Consider the following 18858-nt stretch of genomic DNA (forward strand, 5'->3'; position numbering starts at 1 on the left):
TTAATAGTATGACTCACATAACATCAAAAAAAGTGGTAAGAAGAGGAAGAATTTTTCCTGAATTGACTATATCACCAGAAGAATTAGCTAGACGAGAAGCGGAAGATGAAATATTTTATCAACGTTGTCGGGCAATTTTTGAGCGTGTCCGTCCTGAATATATTGAAAGTCATTATGGCTGGTATATTGGCATAGAACCAAATAGTGGTGAATACTTTCTTGATCAAGATAATATTCAAGCTCATAAAAAAGTTCTTGAAAAATACCCAAATGCTAAAAATTATGTGTTTTGCTTAAATGAAACAGGAACGACTGGGAGAATATGATTCAGGGAAGTTTTGGTGGTGAGGGGCAGCTATTTTTTGAGATTGATTTGATTACTGCTGATGGGTTAAATTTGCCTGTAGATGCGATGTTAGATACAGGATTTACCAAGTTTATGGCAATTAATACTCAAGATTTAAATGGACTTGATTGGGTTTTTCTTGGTAATGAACCTATGCAAATAGCACAGGGTGAATCAAGATTTAATATCTATTTAGGTAAGGTAATATTGGCTGGAGAAGAGTATGAAATTCCTGTTCATGTGGGGAATAATATTACAGAAGTTCTATTAGGTTCTGAATGGTTGAAGTTTTTGCGTTTGGTGGTGGATTTTCCAGAGGGTATTTTGACTTTGGGTTGAAGATTTTGATTTCGCGCAAAGACGCACAGGAGCAAAGGAAGAATGCAAAAAAGTTAACCCCTCTGCAAAACCAGTAAATTGCCTAAATATGAGGCGCTCTAAAACCTAACACAATATCTGTTTTCGGTACTCCTAACTCTACTAATTGATGAGGAATTCCTTCTTCTGTAAAATCGCGCTGAATCCAAATTTTTCCATCTTTAATATCTACATGAATCATTGTACCATAGGTTCTATTTTCACCTTCCCAACCTATATGAACTACTAGATAGCGATTTCTTTGAATATCAAATATTACCTCGATTTCTGTTCCTTCAGAGCAATGACCGTCTGTATGTGTTGCTAACACTTGTTGTACTAATTCAGGGTAATCTAATTTTTCCATAACATTGGGAACTGGTTTAATTTCTGCAATTGCTTTACCTGCGTCAATGATAATAATAGTTTCTCCTGCTGCTACTTGGTGAAGATAGCTAGTGAGGTTTTTTTGGATTTCATCAATGGTTATGGTTAACATGAGATGATTCTGTAGGAATATCAATGATAATTAATTTATGATTCATCAGATAATAATTGTTCCAATATTTCTTCTGTAAGTCCTTTAGCTTGAGCATTTTTACCAATTCTATCGAAAACAGTTAGTAAATCTTCCTTTGCTTGCTCATTTGCATATTTAGAGATAATATATTTTACTATCTCTTGATAATTTAATCTTTCCATAAGACTATAAAGTTATGAAGCTATCTGATAAATTACAGGTTTATATCTTGCTTCGGGAATCGGTTTACCTTCTATTTCCGCAGCTTCTAACCAAGCAGCTTTAGCTTTGAGAACTTCTTGCAGTGCTTCTTCTTCAGTTAAACCAAATCCTGAACAATATTTTAAATCAGGAATATCAGCAATATAACCTTCATCTTCTTTACTGTAGAAAATATTAATGTGATACTGCTTCATTGCTCATCCTCCAAAGTGAGTGCATATTCTTCAATCAAAATCAAAAATTGACGAACCTGATAAGGAATAGCTTTACCATTGCGATTTTGTAAGTTAATAAGTTCAGGGATAGTTGGATGAGTAAAAATGTGATGACTACCGTTGATACGTGATAACGAAAAACCAAAGGCTTCAACTAAAGTCACCAAATCATCAAATTGAAGATTTTTAGATCCTGAAAGAACTTTCTCAAGTAATTTACGTTTTTTCGACATTACTTTATTTTATCATTGTTTTACATTAAATTTTATCCTACTCTCATTATTCTTTACCTAGTAATAATTCGTAGGTTGGGTTAAGCAAAGCGTAACCGAACACGATAAAATTATAAAGATGTTGGATTTCGTTCCTCAACCCAACCTACAACTACTGACCTTGCCCCTGGTAACAGTTCCGCTATATCTACACTTACCATCAAAAAAGGATTGACATAGTACCAATATTGATCCTATAATTGAGCTATCAACATTATGACATTCTATCTAAAGTTCAATTTCTTATGATAAGCATTTATCCACCTTGACTGGGAACAGTGCTTAAGGTTTCTACATTCGTGCATTGTTAATACTGAGTAAAATCACTTAGATTTTACCTAATTGACATTGACATGGATTTTATATACAAAAGGAAACCTGAAGATGACACAAATAAAAAAAATCCTTGCTGAACTCAAAAATAATCCTCAGAACGTAAACTTTACTGATTTAGTAAAGGTTTGCACTCATTATTTTGGAGAACCCAGACAGCAAGGGACAAGCCACTGTGTCTACAAGATGCCCTGGGGTGGAGATCCGCGAGTCAACATCCAAAGCGACAAAGGAAAGGCAAAGCCCTATCAAGTTAGACAAGTTTTGGATGCGATCGAAAAATTAGCAGCAATTGAAGAAACTGAGGAATCGGAAAATGGTTAATCACAACCACTATACATATAGAGTTACTTGGTCACAAGAGGATCAAGAATTTGTGGGTTTGTGTGCTGAATTTCCTAGCCTGTCTTATCTTCATGAAGATAATCTTACTGCTCTCAAAGGTATTACAGAGCTAGTGAAAGATATACTAGCTGATATGGAAACTACTGGGGAGATACCCCCAGAGCCACTAGCAGAAAAGCAATATAGTGGTAAATTTCAGGTACGCATCACTCCGGCACTACACCGCAAATTAGCTGTAGAAGCCGCAGAAGAAAAAGTTAGTCTGAACCGATATATTAGTTATAAACTTTCTTGATTATTGATTGATGAAATTTATTTTGCTGGAGGCTTAAAGCCTCTTTTTTTATAATGAGTTTTAAACTAAGAAACGGCAAATTCGGTATATTGTCTGATATCGGCTGGTTGGAAGGCTAACACAATTTGATTTTTAGGAATACCTGCGTTAACAAGTTCGTTGGCTATACCGTATTCTGTTCCGTCTCTTTGAATCCAGATTTTATCGTTGATTATGTCTATATGAACTAAGCAACCATGCACTCGTTGATTATTTTCCCAGCCTAATGTTAGTAGTAGGTAATGGTTGGCGGTTTGGTCTATTATTAGTTGTCTTTCTAGTTCACCGTAAGCGTAGGGAAGTTGGGAATATTCGGTTAAGATTTTTTGAATGATTTGGCGATATTTATCTAAGGTATCCATTGCAGTATAATCTCTTGTTTTGAATCGAAGACAAGTAAACAAAGGCGTTGATTTTCTAATAATATTTTACCAACTGGTTCTTGAAATAGTTCTGAGTAGGTTTCTTGACGAATAGCGAGATATAAGCGGCGTTCAGGTTCTAAGCGTGTGAGAATGTCGTAATATAAGATATATTGCCCTAAAGCGTTTTCTAGGTCGGTGACTGGAGAAGCACCTATAAAGCTTTTAATTTCGACTGCTATTTTCTGTCCAGTTTTTTCGGCTGCTATGAGTTTTTCTGCACCTAAGTCTATATATAAATCTCTTATACCCCATTTGAGAACAAATGGATCTTTGGTGATTTGCCAATTATCTTTTTCTAGGGCATTTCTAACGGTATTATGGTAAATGTCTTTGGCTGGCATAGGGATAAATTTATACTGCAATATATAGTATATTAATTTGGGTATTTACAAAAAGCCCTGGCGATTAGAAATCGCGGCTATACAAACAAAGTCCACCTTCGTGGACTAAAAACAAAATTTTTGAACCCGCGAAGGCGGGTTTTGTCTGTGTAGACGCGAATTATATTCGCCGGGTATTTAAACATTTTTTATTTCACCCAAGATGCGAAACTTATTGACTTTAAATACATAAAATGTTTTAATCAGGACTAATTTATTTATTTTTTTGATTATGAAATTTTATAATTTACAACCAAGGTCTAGATATCATACATTATCGTTAAAACCAGAGTTTGAATGTCCGTATATTGAATTATTATATGATAATTGGGATGATTATGGTTATCAAACTCTTTTTAGTATGAAGTATTATGATGATAACGGTAATTATCAATCCATAGGAACTCTAAAAATTTTGCAAATAGGAGAATTTGAAAGTAATACACCTAAAATATTTGATTCATTAGATAAAAATTTTGTTTCTATTGGACAAGATATGGAATACTATACCAATCTAAAAAAATTGGGCGAATCAGTATACCATCCAATATTGACTGCTCTTAATGATATTATTTACTGTCAACATAATATAGACGACCTTGAAAAATTAGAAGGATTTCGTAGCTCGTTGCTAAGATTTAGTGGCGCAGAAAAAGCCTTCAATGAAGCTGGAATGATATTTAGAGATGAAGAACCTTTAATGGAAACAAAAAATTTTATATTTAATTTTTCATGTACTGTACCAGGTGCATTAGCAGAACATAATATTGATTTTGACTTTTCTCCAAGTGAAACAGGACTATACAGAATTACTGCAATTATTGGTAAAAATGGAACTGGAAAGACACAATTACTTGCAAATTTTGCTCATTCCATGAGTGGGCTAAAACGAAACTCAGGAATATTTAGTCCAGCACGTCCAAGCTTTAGCAAAGCAATAGCAATATCCTATAGTGTCTTTGATGAGTTTGACCGTCCTCCAGAAGAAGATGCAACGTTTAGCTATAAATATTGTGGTATTAGAGAAAAGGATAGGCTTCTTAATACCCAAGAAATTCGTAGCAAACTTTTAAATGCAATTGAGCAAATAAAACAAAATAGCCGCTTACAACAATGGACTAAAATTATTGAAGCACTTTTAGATACAACAATTGATATTTCAGAAACAGAAAATACTATTACTAACTCTAATTTACTATTTTATGACCGTTTAAGTTCAGGACAACGTATTCTTGCTTTAGTGATGACTGAAGTAATTGCAAACATCTCAGAAGAATCAATTATACTATTTGACGAACCAGAAATCCATTTACATCCTGATGCAGTGGCTTCAGTAGCTAGAGCATTTCATATCCTTCTAGAAGCATTTAATTCCTATGCTATTATTGCAACTCATTCACCTATACTTTTGCAAGAAATCCCTGCCAAATGTGTCAGAGTTTTCAGAAAGCAAGGTAATTATCCAATTGTTAGTCAGCTAGGAATTGAGTGTTTTGGCGAAAATTTGACAACTATAACAGATGAGGTTTTTGAGACATCAGAAGAACGTAATAATTACCGTAACCATCTAAAAAAACTATCAGAAACGTATACTTATGAAGAAATTCTCGACTTATTTGATAGGCAGTTAAGCCTTAATGCTAAATCTTTTTTACTATCAATTTATGAAGACAAAATGGAGGAAGATGATCTATGAGAAAATTAGTTCCATCTGCATTAGACCCAACTCAGGTATTTAATGAGATAGCTTCAGCTAAAAGGTTAGAAAGAGGAGAAAGATTAAAAATAATAGCTCTCGAAATTTATAATTATTATAAAACTTATTCTGAGTCTATATCTGATCTTTCAGCAATGAATCCAATAGGTTTGAGTGGATTAGAGAAAGAAGATTTAGAAGATTGTTATTCAGGTAAGACAAATCCACTAAATAAACTTTTAGCTGATATTAGAGAGTTACAGGATTTACCTATACGTAATCAATGTCAGTATTGCGGTATTGCTTCTGCTAATACATTTGACCACTATTTGCCAATAAGTATATTCCCCGAATTTGCAGTTTTTTCTTTAAATTTATTGCCTTGTTGTGATACTTGTAATAAATATAAATCTAACATATTCCTTGTAGATGGAAAAAGACAAATAATAAATTTATATTATGATAATTTGCTATCTGAGCGTTATTTAAATGTTTCTATTTCTTATAAAGATGATGTACCAAGTGCAGAATATTCTTTAATTCAACCTATAGGTATTTCTGATAATCAATTTAGTTTAATTCAATCACATTATACCAAATTAAAATTGCTAGAAAGGTTTCGGAACCGTTCACCAGAAGTATTATCAGAAACGCAATCTAGTATTAAAACACACATAAAAGCAAAATCTAATAAACGGGTGATACAATTTTTATTAGAAGAAGCTCAACGTTTAAGGGATCGATTTTCTAACAACCATTGGAAAGTAGTATTGCATGAAGGAATGGCAAACAGTTATCAATTTATTGAAGATTGTCGGCTAACTAAATAATTAAGTAGAATAAAAACAAAAAAAGGGATAAGCAAAACGCCTATCCCCAAAAAAATCAACTAATTAATGACTTACGTTCCAGACTGCCAAGAATTGGTATAGTCAATTTGATCTGCTGTCAAACTATCAATGAAAATACCCATAGCTTGCAACTTCAAACGAGCAATTTCTTCATCTACTTCTCTAGGAATAGAATGCAAACCAGCAGCTAAACTACCCTTATTCTTCACCAGGTATTCAACAGCCAAAGCTTGGTTAGCAAAACTCATATCCATAACTGCGCTGGGGTGTCCTTCAGCAGCAGCCAAATTAATCAAACGTCCTTGTCCGAGAACAACAACGGATTTACCATTTGTCAATTTATACTCTTCAGTGAAAGGACGGACATCCTTGATTTCCTTAGCATTAGCAGCTAAGTATTTCAAATCAAGTTCCAAATCAAAGTGACCAGAGTTACAAACAATTGCACCGTCTTTCATCACATCGAAGTGTTCACCGCGAACGACGTGCTTGTTACCTGTCACAGTAATGAAGATATCACCGTAAGGCGCTGCTTCCGCCATTGGGAGGACGCGGAAACCATCCATAACGGCTTCAATAGCCTTGATATGGTCAATTTCGGTAACGATGACGTTTGCACCCATCCCACGGGCGCGGAGGGCTGTACCCTTACCACACCAGCCATAACCGACAACCACAACAGTCTTACCAGCTAACAAAATATTTGTAGCGCGGATAATCCCGTCTAAGGTAGATTGACCTGTACCATAGCGATTATCAAAGAAATGCTTGGTGTCTGCGTCGTTGACGTTCATCGCCGGGAAGGTGAGAACCCCTTCTTTAAACATGGCGCGTAACCGCACGATACCTGTAGTGGTTTCTTCGGTGCTACCAATTAAATCAGCGATTTGGTTTTGACGATGTTGAACCAATTCTGCTACCACGTCGCTACCGTCATCAACAATGATGTTGGGGCGATGATCTAAGGCTATTTGGACGTGACGGCTATAGGTAGCGGCATCTTCGCCTTTTTGAGCAAATACGGAAATTTCATGATCAGCTACAAGACTTGCAGCTACGTCATCTTGAGTTGATAAAGGGTTACTAGCAATTAAAACTGCATCAGCACCACCGGCTTTCAGAGCGATCGCTAAATGTGCAGTTTCTGTGGTGACGTGGGCGCAAGCTGAAATGCGTAATCCAGCAAAAGGCTTTTCTTTCTCAAAGCGATCGCGGATTTGCTTCAATACGGGCATTTCTCTTCCAGCCCATTCAATGCGTTGTCTTCCCAAGGGAGCGAGGGCGAGGTCTTTAACCTCGTGCTTTAATCTGGGAGTTGTTGCGGTCATGAAAAATTATCCTTTAAAAAACGAAAAAAGGTCAAGAAACCTTCACGTACTGTAACAAGATTTTCTCACAAGTGGCAAATTTTCGCTGTAATTACCGAATCAGGTAGGCTGCAACAGCAAAAAACCAGCTTTACTGATCACCATTTTTATCTAAGTTGTCATTTTTTCCTAATATCTGCTATTAGTATTATGAACAGATGGGCTATTCATGGCTATCAACATATTTTACCTATCTTTAGATAGAAAGAAAGGTCATTTAAGGGAGATTTGACCAAAGGTAGATAATATAATCTGTGTGTTGATAATAACTCTATGAGTACCCAAAAATAGTTTTTACTCAAGGAGGTTTTTGAGTGCGTTTAAAATTTTTGGCAATTGTAGTTTCAATGGCTGTTACCGTTGTCTCTGTTCCAAAAGCTACAGCCCAGATTCCTCTTTTACCCTACTTACAAACTCCTAGCAGTGTGAGTAATGCTTCTGAAAATTCAACAGTTTCCGAATGGATTTATTTAGACGGTCGTCCTTTATTTCAGATTGCAGCCTCAAAAAATGATATTTCCGAAAGGTTACAAAATATCCACCGGAATTTACAGCAAATTAACCGAGATTACTTTTATTCATCAGCGCAAGAACTTAATGTGCAGATTCGTAAAGTTAACGATTTGCCAGTAATTTATGTGAATGACAAATACCTGATGACAGTTAATTCTGAAGATGCTAGATTACGTCAGGTAGACTCTTTAACAATGGCTAATCAAATTGCTGGTGATTTGCAAAAAGAGTTGGAAACAGCTAAGGAAGAACGCCAAACTTCATCTTTACTAAATCAAGGTAGAATAGCAGGTATTCTAGCTTTGGTAATGATTTTATCAAGTTTATTGATATATAGCTGGCAATGTCGTTCTCGAAAAGATTCAATAGAACCAATTTCTTCAGATGAAGATACAGAAAAACCGATTACAAATCAACTAAATCAACAGCAATATCAGCATTTAGCAGAAGTTAAAAAAAGGTTATTGCAATTAACACAAACAGGTATTTGGGGAAGTGGCACTTTTATAATTTTGGGTTTATTTCCCTACACGCGAGCATTACAAATGGGGCTGCTTGCAGTTGCTAAAATTCCTGTTAAAGTAGGAATTGTACTCTTAGTAACTTACGTAGCAATTCGTTTTAGTTATGCTCTAATTGACAAGTTTACTACGACTTTAATTAGCGGTGGTGCTTTATTAAATTCAGAAACTTCTGAACGGATGCAATTGCGAGTTTCCACATTTTCAGGAGTAACGAAAAGCATTACCACTCTCATTTGGATGGGAATTGGTATTTTATTCGCTTTGATTTCATTAGGTATAGATATAGTTCCTTTATTAGCAGGTGCTAGTTTAATTGGTGTAGCTGTATCTTTGGCTTCTCAAAGTCTAATTAAAGATGCTATTAACGGCTTTTTAATTATTTTAGAAGATCAATATGCCCTTGGTGATGTGATTACTGTAGGAGATGTGGGAGGATTGGTAGAAAACCTCAATTTGCGAATGACTCAAGTTCGAGATGCGGAAGGACGTTTAATTACAATTCCGAATAGTGAAATTAAAGTAGTTGCTAATCTCTCTAGTCGTTGGTCACGGGCTGATTTAACTATTCCCATTTCTTACCAAGCTAACATTGATGAGGCTTTGAAATTAATCGAAAATGTGGCTTGGGATATGAATCAAGATCCACTATGGAAAAAACAAATCATTGAAAAACCGAGTATTTTAGGAATTGACAATTTTAGCGATCGCGGGATGATGATTCGCGTCTGGATTAAAACCCAACCTCTTAAACAATGGGATGTCGCTAGAGAATATCGTCGCCGCTTAAAAGTTGCATTCGATAGCGTCGGAGTTTCCATTCCCGTCCCGCAACAAGCCATTTGGATTAATGATGCACAGTTGTCTAATTACTCAGAATTTCCATCAATTGCAGCACCAGAAAGTTAAACACTATCAGGCATCTTTAATGACCTAATACCAAATTCAGATCAAGCTGCATAGAATTAGAGATTTTAATAATAATTAACCGCAGATAAACACGGATGAATTAATGGATTTGATGATTCTATGTAGCCTCACCTAAAATTGGTATAAATCTTAATTAACCCTCTTTGCTTTCCAAAACAAAATCTGTAGATGCGGTTTATAAGCCGTATCTGCTTTTTTATGCCTTTATATATCAGGCTGCTTCTCTGATTAGGGGGGAATTTCGATTGTTTTCTTCCCATTTTAGTAAATTTGTACTATACTATAAAAATAGTCTTCAAACCTGGAAAGACTTATAGAAGATGGATTTTAAGGACTATACCTATGATGAAGCATTATATTCTCAGTCTTAACCCCACCGCCAAGCATGAATGGGATCGTTGTATTATCCGTGATCCTTTAACTGCAAAACGTCCAGATATAGCTAAATTAGTTTCTGAAGCTGTAGGTGCAGATACAGGTAATTATTTAATCAGTGTAAATATTGAAGTCACAGTATTAGAACAAGCGGCAACATCACCAGTAGAACAACTTTCCCTACCCTTTCCCGAAGTATCTGTATCAACCAAACTGCGGGAAGCAGCTTAAACAGAATCCTTGTAGAGGCGTTCCATGGAACGTTTCTACATTCTTTTTTGGAGATGTTTATTATCAATTACTAATGATTTTAGCAATTGTTGAATTTGCTGATTAATAGTCTTCACATCAAAACGTTCACTAGCAGTAATTCTGGCATTATTAGCAATATTTGCTATTTTAGCAGATTCTTGGACACAATTATTAATTACTTGGGCTAATTCTTGAGGTTCTTCTGGTGTAACTAAAAAACCATTAATGCCATCTTCTACTAATTCCATTGCCCCCCCAGAATTAGCAGCAATAACAGGTTTTCCGCAAAGCATACCTTCAACAATAACTCTACCAAAAGGTTCTGGGGCAATTGATGTATGTGCAACTAAATCACACATTGTCATTAATTGGGGAATATCTGTACGAAATCCTAAAAACTTGACTCGGTTTTCTAGTCCTAATTTTATAACTTTTTGGTGTAGATATTTGACATATTCATGTTCACCAAAAAGTGCATCACCTACTAAAATAGCTACCACATTCTGGGGGCATTTGTCAAGCGCATCAATTAAAATATGCTGTCCTTTCCACTGTGAAAGACGACTAAAATGTCCAATAATAAATTTATCTTCTAACCCTAAATTTTGTCTTAATTTTTGAGTATCTAATTCATTAGTGAGATAATTTTGAGGATCAAATCCATTATAAACAACTTCGATTAAATTTGGTTTTCCTCCAGCTTGTAAAAATGCTATTTTACTCGCTTGAGAATTAGCAATTACTAAAGATGCAAAACGATTAATTAAAGTAACAGCAACCCGTAAATTAGTTTGGCTAAAATGTTCTGTAGAAAGAATATCATGTAAATGATAAACCAAAGGACGACGCGATAAAAAACTTGCTAAAGCACCCACCACTAAAGCTTTTTGAGTATTAGCATAAATTAAATCATAATTTTGAGCGCGTTGAACCACCTTAAAAATAAGAGGAGTGAGTTGTTTTAAACTACCTAATGCTTGGAAAAAACTGCTATTTTTTCTCACCTTAATTACTTGATTAGTCAAAATATCTACAGGAATTTTATTTTCTTCAAGTAACTTTCTAAAATCACCATCTGCAAATAAACCGACAAGAGCATTTTTTCCATAAGGTTTAGCAATATCTACTAAACACAACTCAGCCCCACCCAGTTTACCACTTTGATCTAAAAATAGAATTTTCATCATCTTATATTGATTTATAACATTAAGCTAAAAGGACATGACGGACTTTTTGAGCAATATTAGTCCAATCAAAATTTTTGATTGTGTAATCACGACATTCTTCTCTAGAAGGTAAAAGCAGTTTACCTAATAGAATTTGCGCTAATTTATCAGCAATACTTTCAATACTAATAGATTCAGTAATTAAATCTGGAGAAAATGCTTGTAAAATTTCTGGCATACCGCCAACTGGTGTACATAAAACCGGAGTTCCACAAGCCAACGATTCAATAATTGCTAATCCAAACCCTTCAAAAGATTGACTTGGCATGACAGTTAAATCAGCCGATTGATAAGCTAGAGGTAAGTGTTCATCAGGTAAAAAACCTAAAAACTGCACATTATTTTCTAAACCTAATTCTCTAACTTGTTGTTGAAGTAAAGGTTGAATATGACCACGACCGGCTATAGCTAACCAGATATCAGGAATTCCTGGTTTAATTATAGCGATCGCTTGTAATAACTTATCAATTCCCATCCGATGAACTAAGCGACGGGAAGTAAATAGTATAGGCCGATTAGTCGGCCAGCCTAGTTTGGTTCTAGCATCATGACGTGATAGATGATTTTGAAAATGATCAATATCAACTCCACCGGGAATAATGTGAATTTTCTGCCAGGGAATTTGGTATTTTTGATGCAAAATCTGACCAAAAGCTTTACTAAGAACAATGAAGCGATCGCACCGATTATAAGTGCTTTGTTCTATTAGCTGCTTTTTTAACCAAATACTCAATTTCTGATTAATTACTTCTTCCTGACTTTCCGCAGCCCAAGGTCCATGGAAATTAAAGGTAATTGGTACTCCTTTAGGTAAAATATCTAAAATTGGAAAACTATATAATGCAAAATGTAGATTAATTGCATCAGGTTTACCTAATCTTGTTTTCTTAAAGTTATTGCGAATTGACCACAGTCTAGAACTAATCTTGGTATCTGGAAAAGCTAGATTAGTTAACTTTATGGGTATATGTTTATTATCTGTAGGTAAACCAACTCCACATAATTCTACTTGGTCTTTATGTGTTGCTAATTTATGAGTGAGTTCATAAACATACCGTTCTAATCCTCCGGGAGTTTTCGGAAACCAACCTGTACCCAAAGTTAGAATAGATGCAGATGCTGAATCCAATTTTGTATCTTTACTTTCCACTTAATTATCTCCTCTTATAGATATAATTTAGTAATCCTATTTGACTGCCAGCATCGGATATCTGACTTCTAGAAAAAGTCAGGGATATTATTGTTCACCAATAATGTATAATTTCTATATTCCTGATTTGCCCCTACCCAAATAACTCATTTCAGCATGATCTTCTAATACAGCACTCAAGATTAAAACCAGTCTAAATATGAAATATATAGCAAAAAAATATATTCATCTAGGAAATAGTCTGTGTTTATAAAAGATACTCATAGACATCTCCAGAAATTAAATATTTCTTATCCACAAACCTTGTCAAGACTTGCTAGAGAACATCTTTAGATTTTGTGGGAAATGTCTAATATAGAGCAGATAGAAGATAGCAAACTTATTTATAAACAATTAATTTTCAAGTGTCAATATTCTTTCAGCAAGAGTTCTTTGTGAACTAAGAAAAATTACTACCTGTAAATATTATACTGAATTCTAAACAAACAGTTTGATATTTGTGGCATAGCCTAACAAGAATTGTCTATCAAAAAAGAATTATTTTTATTAATAAAAATGTATGAAATGTTGCTAATACTTATGAAGTGAGCAATAACAATTATATCTAGAGATAATCAGTATTCATGTATTGAGTATAATTTCTTTTTTTGAAGAGGATATTTAATTAATAAAGTTTTGATGAAATTATCTTCCTAGTTGGATTTATTTGCTAGTTTATGGGATACATTTTAGAAACTGCATGGTTGGTTTAATAAGATATCGAGCGCATCAATACTATTTAATAGTTATCCATTGTTTCTTCCGGATTTTTACGGTCTTATCCCAAATTAAGATGAAGCTGCATAAGATCAGATTTCAAGAATAATTGACCGCAGATGAACGCAGATAAACGCGGATGAATTAATGGACTTTGTGCAGCCTCGCATAAAATTGGTATGACCTAGTTTTAATAGATAATTCACTGGAAATTCAACTGTTTATCAAACTACAGAAAAATTGTCATGAACAATACATTTTTTACGCATATTAGGAAAACTTGCCATAAAATATATCAATATATTAATAGTTTGGTTAACAGGAAATATTGGCACAAAAAAATAATATTCAACATTTTACTTGGTGTTACTTGTGGTCTTATGGTGACATTTGCTGGAATGGCCATGGATTTTGCTACAACTAAAACACCTAAAATAGCTAAAACTAAAACTTCTGAAGTTACCTATATAACTTCTTGGTTGGGTAATACTATTGGCAATGGTAAATTGCGAGTACAAAACAACATAGAAGGAATGTATGTTAAAGATGACGGGACAATTTATACAAATAGTATTTGGGATGAAGCTGGTAGTGAAGCAGGAGTATATAAAGATGGTAAACCAATTTTTGTCCTTGAAGATACTCATGGTTGGTATCGGTTAGGTGGTAAAGCCATAACAGTAAATAACAAATATATTTACTTGGCTATGTCTCAAGGAGGACTAGATAAAACCAAACAAGATTATCCTCCCAAAGGTCAGACATGGTACTGTGTTAGACGCTATGACTTAAAAGGGAAACCTGCCCCTTTTGGTAAAGGTAATGGCTGGGATAAAAGTATGTTAATTACCAGCAAAAGTAATGCAGTGACTGGATTAGCAACGATAGATAATCAACTATTTGTTAGCAATGCTAATGAAAATATGGTTCGGGTTTATAATACCGAAACAATGGAGGAAATAACTAGTTTTTCTGTTACCAATCCAGGAAATATCACCATTGATAAAAAAGGTGGGTTATGGATTATTCAAAAGAAAAAAGGTAGCACTCCTGGAAAAGTTGTTAATTATTCTCAGACAGGAAAGAAATTACCCCAACAAATTATAGATATTGACGAACCATCAGCATTAGCTATTGATAATCGAGGTCGGCTGTTAATAGGAGAAAATGGTGTTAGTCAACAAGTGCTGATTTATAATATTAATAATCAGCCAGTTCGCGTTGATACATTTGGCGATAAAAACGGTATTTTTAGTGGTGTACCAGGAGAAGTAAAAAATTCAAAACTCTATGGGATTACCGGAGTCGGTGCAGATGCCACAGGTAATCTTTATATAAACAATAATGGTTTCAATAGATCAGGAACAGATTTAAGAAAATTTTCCCCGTCAGGACAAATACAATGGCAATTACTAGGATTAATATTTGTAGATAATGCCGATACTGATCCCAAAACAGATGGTGTTCATCTATTCACAAAACAAGAAGAATATGTGATGGACTATAGTAAGCCACCTGGTAAAGATTGGACTTATAAAGCTTACACAGTTAATCCTTTTAAATATCCTCAAGATCCACGTTTGCATACATCACCTGATGGTACTTGGATGCGGCGTATTCAGGGAAAACCTTTTTTATTCCTGACAGATATGTTTGGCAGCTTTTTACAAATTTATCGTTTTCAACCAAATACAGACGGTAAAATTGCGATTCCGGCGGGGATGTTTGTGGGTACTAATGATAAAGGTGAACAAGCTATTTCGGGAAATTGGCCACCTTCTCAACCGACAAAAGGAGAATGGATTTGGCGCGATATTAATGGGAATGGTGGATTTGAAAAAAATGAGTATGACAGCAGCCAAGATTATCCCTATATGGGTGGTTGGTGGGTAGATAGTAAAGGTGATGTTTGGAAGACTTTGCGAACTCAAGATGGTATTCGTCGTTATCCTTTGCAGGGAATAGATGCTAAAGGAAACCCGATTTATAACTATAGTTCGATGCAGAAAATCCAGACTCCTAGCATTTTTAAAGACTTGCGACGGATTGAGTATTTTCCAGAAACAGATATTATGTATTTGTCAGGTTTTACGATGGAACATCCTGCATTTGCTGATGATGCCAAAGTTATAGGATCGGAAATTGCTCGGTTTGATAATTGGAGTAAAGGAAATCGCACTCCCAAATGGCGAACTGTAGTTCCCTATGACACTACAGGTAAGGGGCAAGTTTCTACCGCAGCCATGAGTATAGCTGGTGATTATGTATTTGCAGTGACTGTAAAAACGGCAGAGGTATATGTTTATAAATCTGCAACAGGAGAATTGGTGAGAAAGATGACTCCAGGACCAGAAGTAGGGAAGGAAAGTGGCTGGGTTGATATTCCCTATGGTATCCGTGGTTTTCGCCGTGCTAATGGTGAATATCTTGTATTTGTAGAGGAAAATTGGAAAGGGAAGGTGCTTATTTATAGATTTAATGGGTAATTTGAAAGTTCGAGATTGTTGTTCTTCTTCCTGACTTCTGTAGAGACTTTCCGCTGGAATGTCTCTACTAAAAAATGTTTCAATCAAGAATTGTAAGGGTGAAGTATTTGGTGTAAGGGCGAAGCATTCGGAAAATAAACTTGGGAAAAACCGATAATTTATCGTCCGAATGCTTCGCCCCTACAGGATAGGGTTCAATTTAGATTCTGTACTTCATTGATCTACAATCGGCTGTATTTGTGAGAAATGCTAGATTAAGTAGGTAGATGCTAATCAACCCAACTATGTAACGAACTGTAAATTACCCAAAACTATTGGGATTGCTGCGTTCCACTCCGTTCCACTCGCAATGACATAGTTACAGCACTTCCCGCTCTAATGAAATACAATGGAAGGCGGGGAAACCCCGCCCCTACGGGTTTGACAATAAAAAACTGTACCTCATAACAGAGGGAAGTGCTGTATAAGTTTTCCCACCTACTTATTTGTGAGAAATGCTAGATTAGCTAATCTGAATTAACTCTTTTTTACTAATGTGCATAGCAATTCCTTTTTCATAATAAGCGGCTTCATTAATAAAAATGGGATAGACAGTAGAATTTCCTTGATATAAAATTTCTTTACCTGCAAAAGTTAGAAACATAGGATCACCAGGATGCAATGGTTCATAATCCCTAAACTGAAGTTCGGGGTGTACCATAGCTTGAATTTCTCCTTCTGTATTTCTAGGATAATCAATTATTCCCATGGATTGATAAACTGTCATAATCTGATTTTTTGGCAAATTTTTACCTTGGTTATATGCTTCAAAATAATCTAAAATAGCATAAATAAGCTGTTCAGTTTGTTGAAATAATTCAGCATTTAAAATTCCTTGGGGTACAGCACCAACTTCCAGAGCAAAACCTAATTCACTCAAGGAACGGAGAAAACCACTGCCTTTGGGTTGTGGATGGAGATAAACTTTTACTAGAGGATTAATTGCACTTAAATCAGCCGCTAATCCAAGTAATACGGGATGGTCACTACCCAGAATAATACATAATCCCATGTTGGCAGTAGTCGTATGTAAATCAATAATTACATCTACAATTTTCTGGTTTGGTGGGTGTAGTATGGCTTGAATTTCTTTGGCTCTTAATTCTTCGTAGCTTGATGTTTTTGTATCTAGAGATTCAGATTCAATAAAGCAGCGATTCAAGTCTTTCTCAATATATCTTGTGCGGGCAATAATAGCTTGAGGATTACCAAGTAATGATAGAGTTTCAAAACTTTGTCTGTAAATTAAATTGGGATATTGCTGAAACTTTTTGACCAAATAAATTCCTGTTAATTCGTTGCCGTGATTTCCTCCCACAATGGCCAAGGAGTTAATTTTATTCATACATACCTCTTTGCTATCAAAGTGAGAACATTCTATCAGCCTATAGCACTTCCATTTGATTTATAAAAATTCCCAGCCGCAGAACCCCGACTTCACGAAAAAGTCAGGGTTATTATGGTTTAGCTATATAGCAGGATTCAGGAGGACTATTACCTGTCACTTGTCACCTGTTGCCTACTATAGTATTTATGTCCGGCCATAGCGATCGCCAAAAATCCCCAAAGAATCATCCCGGCTATACTCAACATCCCGCTATAAATAATTAACTGAGCGCAACAACTCAGACCAATAGCGCGAGCAGCACTGAGAAAACTATCAAAACGTCCTTCGGCGTAATTACTAACACTAATAACTATCAATATTAATCCACCAAGATAGGGAATTGCACCTATCCAACCCAAAGTGAAAAACATATCTAAAATACCGCTATCAATTACAATTACCTCTATTTGTCCAGTTTTTTCATTCACCTTCCAAATATTGCCAAAACCATTACCAATTACATTAGAAAGAGCTAAATTGAGGTTGCGATCATAAGTTGCGGATCTATCCTTAAAGCTACCATCTTTTTCCAAGTTAGAAAAAGTTTCTAAGCGAGTCGTAATCACTTTAGAAATAGGTTCAATATTTACCAAGGGGACAACACAGATTGTCATCATTAAAATTATGGTAATTAACCGCATTTGAATGCGCGGTTTTACAGAACCAAAAATCATAATTGTTCCTAACAACCAACCACCCCAACTACTACGGACTTGGGTGAGTAAAAACGACAAATAACCCACAGCAGAAGCCGGAAAGATGAAAGGACCGGAACTAGTAAATAATAATAGCAACCCAGCTTGCATCACAGTAGCAAATGGACCAGGTGAATGTAATGTACTCCAAACCCGCATTCCAAAAGGTACAGGTTTTCCAGCACTGGTAAACATTTTCGATTGCAGTAACCAATATTGATCCCATTCAGGAGCAACAACAAATTGATAAATACCGTAAGCACCAAGGATGAATACACCCCAAATAAAGATGCGTTGAATGTTCTGGCGATAGCTAGGGTAATCTCGCCAATTAGAGAAGAGGTGAAAAGCAAAAATTATGGGACTTAGCCAATCTAAAAAACTGCGAATTACTGCTACTGGTTGATTATAAACTAAACCCACTAAACACCCATAACAAACCCCTATAAAACCCAAAACAAATGGCAGTCCACCTTGACGAAACGTGCTAGGTAGATGTTTAAAGAAGGTGATTATAGTGATAAATACCACTAAATAGGGAGCAATTAACATTTGTCTGGTAGGGTCCCAGCCAATTTTATAGTCAACCAAACGAGTAATTAAAGGAGTGAGAAACCACACCCACCAGGTAAAGCCGATATAGTGAATGGGATGTCGCAAATATAAAAATATGGCGACTAAAAATGTCATTGCGGGAAAAACGAAGCGTAAACTGGCTGTACTGGTAAAGTAGCAAGCTGTTGTTAAAAAGATAAAGCCAAGGATAATGATCCAACTTTGAGCAGATCGATCTTGGGGCGAAAATTGTTCTTTTAAAACAGTGTTGAAAAGTATCGGTTTAGAAATCACTTTAATTTCGATATTG

The 18858-nt window shown here is 35.3% G+C and carries 20 protein-coding genes; 9 read left to right on the forward strand and 11 right to left on the reverse strand.

Annotation, left to right across the window (positions count from 1 at the left end; genetic code table 11):
• Positions 1-8: 8 nt before the first annotated feature.
• Both FJR38_RS21165 and FJR38_RS21170 read left to right on the forward strand, forming a co-directional pair.
• Positions 9-326, forward strand: coding sequence for a hypothetical protein (locus FJR38_RS21165; RefSeq protein ID WP_168539213.1), 318 nt, complete (start codon positions 9-11; stop codon positions 324-326).
• Positions 323-685: an aspartyl protease gene (locus tag FJR38_RS21170; protein ID WP_168539215.1), complete on the forward strand. Its 363-nt coding sequence runs from the start codon at positions 323-325 to the stop codon at positions 683-685. Before FJR38_RS21165 ends, FJR38_RS21170 begins: the two co-directional genes overlap by 4 nt.
• A gap of 82 nt (positions 686-767) precedes the next feature.
• On the opposite strand, the gene FJR38_RS21175 is transcribed toward FJR38_RS21170, so the two are convergent.
• From FJR38_RS21175 to FJR38_RS21190, 4 genes are read right to left on the reverse strand one after another with little or no spacing between them, the layout of a single operon-like run.
• Positions 768-1202, reverse strand: coding sequence for an element excision factor XisI family protein (locus tag FJR38_RS21175; RefSeq protein ID WP_371418260.1), 435 nt, complete (start codon positions 1200-1202; stop codon positions 768-770).
• Positions 1203-1237: 35 nt separating this feature from the next.
• A complete protein-coding gene (locus tag FJR38_RS21180) occupies positions 1238-1405 on the reverse strand; it encodes a hypothetical protein (protein ID WP_168539217.1) in 168 nt (55 codons plus the stop codon).
• A 12-nt stretch (positions 1406-1417) separates the two neighbouring features.
• A complete protein-coding gene (locus FJR38_RS21185) occupies positions 1418-1639 on the reverse strand; it encodes a type II toxin-antitoxin system HicB family antitoxin (protein ID WP_168539219.1) in 222 nt (73 codons plus the stop codon).
• On the reverse strand, positions 1636-1893 hold the full coding sequence (locus tag FJR38_RS21190) for a type II toxin-antitoxin system HicA family toxin (protein ID WP_168539221.1): 258 nt from the start codon (positions 1891-1893) through the stop codon (positions 1636-1638). Before FJR38_RS21190 ends, FJR38_RS21185 begins: the two co-directional genes overlap by 4 nt.
• A gap of 423 nt (positions 1894-2316) precedes the next feature.
• Here FJR38_RS21190 and FJR38_RS21195 point away from each other — a divergent pair, with 423 nt between their 5' ends.
• Positions 2317-2589: a toxin HicA gene (locus tag FJR38_RS21195; RefSeq protein ID WP_028089159.1), complete on the forward strand. Its 273-nt coding sequence runs from the start codon at positions 2317-2319 to the stop codon at positions 2587-2589.
• Positions 2582-2905 (forward strand): type II toxin-antitoxin system HicB family antitoxin, encoded by a 324-nt coding sequence (locus FJR38_RS21200; RefSeq protein ID WP_168539223.1) that lies wholly within the window; start codon positions 2582-2584, stop codon positions 2903-2905. The genes FJR38_RS21195 and FJR38_RS21200 overlap by 8 nt, the downstream gene beginning before the upstream one ends.
• Positions 2906-2970: 65 nt before the next feature.
• Here the strand turns inward: FJR38_RS21200 and FJR38_RS21205 are convergent, their stop codons facing one another.
• Entirely contained in the window at positions 2971-3306 is a 336-nt protein-coding gene (locus tag FJR38_RS21205; protein WP_168539225.1) for a XisI protein, read from the reverse strand.
• A complete protein-coding gene (locus FJR38_RS21210) occupies positions 3294-3710 on the reverse strand; it encodes an element excision factor XisH family protein (RefSeq protein WP_168539227.1) in 417 nt (138 codons plus the stop codon). The genes FJR38_RS21205 and FJR38_RS21210 overlap by 13 nt, the downstream gene beginning before the upstream one ends.
• A 271-nt stretch (positions 3711-3981) precedes the next feature.
• On the opposite strand from FJR38_RS21210, the gene FJR38_RS21215 reads away from it, so the two are divergent.
• Together FJR38_RS21215 and FJR38_RS21220 are read left to right on the forward strand one after the other, a co-directional pair.
• The gene (locus FJR38_RS21215; RefSeq protein WP_168539229.1) at positions 3982-5445 is read left to right on the forward strand and encodes an AAA family ATPase; all 1464 of its coding nucleotides are present in this window, start codon (positions 3982-3984) and stop codon (positions 5443-5445) included.
• Positions 5442-6275, forward strand: coding sequence for an HNH endonuclease (locus tag FJR38_RS21220; RefSeq protein WP_168539231.1), 834 nt, complete (start codon positions 5442-5444; stop codon positions 6273-6275). The genes FJR38_RS21215 and FJR38_RS21220 overlap by 4 nt, the downstream gene beginning before the upstream one ends.
• Positions 6276-6346: 71 nt before the next feature.
• Here the strand turns inward: FJR38_RS21220 and ahcY are convergent, their stop codons facing one another.
• Complete coding sequence (gene ahcY, locus FJR38_RS21225; RefSeq protein WP_168539233.1) at positions 6347-7624, reverse strand: adenosylhomocysteinase; 1278 nt, start codon at positions 7622-7624, stop codon at positions 6347-6349.
• Between the two features lie 353 nt (positions 7625-7977).
• Here ahcY and FJR38_RS21230 point away from each other — a divergent pair, with 353 nt between their 5' ends.
• Together FJR38_RS21230 and FJR38_RS21235 are read left to right on the forward strand one after the other, a co-directional pair.
• Entirely contained in the window at positions 7978-9606 is a 1629-nt protein-coding gene (locus FJR38_RS21230; protein ID WP_371418261.1) for a mechanosensitive ion channel family protein, read from the forward strand.
• 363 nt (positions 9607-9969) lie between these two features.
• Positions 9970-10233, forward strand: a complete 264-nt coding sequence (locus tag FJR38_RS21235; protein ID WP_168539235.1) for a hypothetical protein — start codon at positions 9970-9972, stop codon at positions 10231-10233.
• Positions 10234-10268: 35 nt separating this feature from the next.
• Here the strand turns inward: FJR38_RS21235 and FJR38_RS21240 are convergent, their stop codons facing one another.
• Together FJR38_RS21240 and FJR38_RS21245 are read right to left on the reverse strand one after the other, a co-directional pair.
• The gene (locus FJR38_RS21240) at positions 10269-11438 is read right to left on the reverse strand and encodes a glycosyltransferase family 4 protein (protein ID WP_168539323.1); all 1170 of its coding nucleotides are present in this window, start codon (positions 11436-11438) and stop codon (positions 10269-10271) included.
• A gap of 22 nt (positions 11439-11460) precedes the next feature.
• Positions 11461-12630, reverse strand: a complete 1170-nt coding sequence (locus tag FJR38_RS21245; protein WP_168491751.1) for a glycosyltransferase family 4 protein — start codon at positions 12628-12630, stop codon at positions 11461-11463.
• A gap of 1001 nt (positions 12631-13631) precedes the next feature.
• Here FJR38_RS21245 and FJR38_RS21250 point away from each other — a divergent pair.
• Positions 13632-15872 carry a hypothetical protein gene (locus tag FJR38_RS21250; RefSeq protein ID WP_168539237.1) on the forward strand — a complete coding sequence of 747 codons (2241 nt, stop codon included), beginning with the start codon at positions 13632-13634 and terminating at the stop codon, positions 15870-15872.
• 502 nt (positions 15873-16374) lie between these two features.
• On the opposite strand, the gene FJR38_RS21255 is transcribed toward FJR38_RS21250, so the two are convergent.
• Positions 16375-17256 (reverse strand): aspartoacylase, encoded by an 882-nt coding sequence (locus tag FJR38_RS21255; RefSeq protein WP_168491747.1) that lies wholly within the window; start codon positions 17254-17256, stop codon positions 16375-16377.
• 149 nt (positions 17257-17405) lie between these two features.
• Positions 17406-18842, reverse strand: a complete 1437-nt coding sequence (locus FJR38_RS21260; RefSeq protein ID WP_168491745.1) for an O-antigen ligase family protein — start codon at positions 18840-18842, stop codon at positions 17406-17408.
• Positions 18843-18858: the final 16 nt, after the last annotated feature.

The sequence above is a fragment of the Anabaena sp. UHCC 0253 genome, from assembly GCF_009712085.1.
Taxonomy (GTDB): domain Bacteria; phylum Cyanobacteriota; class Cyanobacteriia; order Cyanobacteriales; family Nostocaceae; genus Dolichospermum.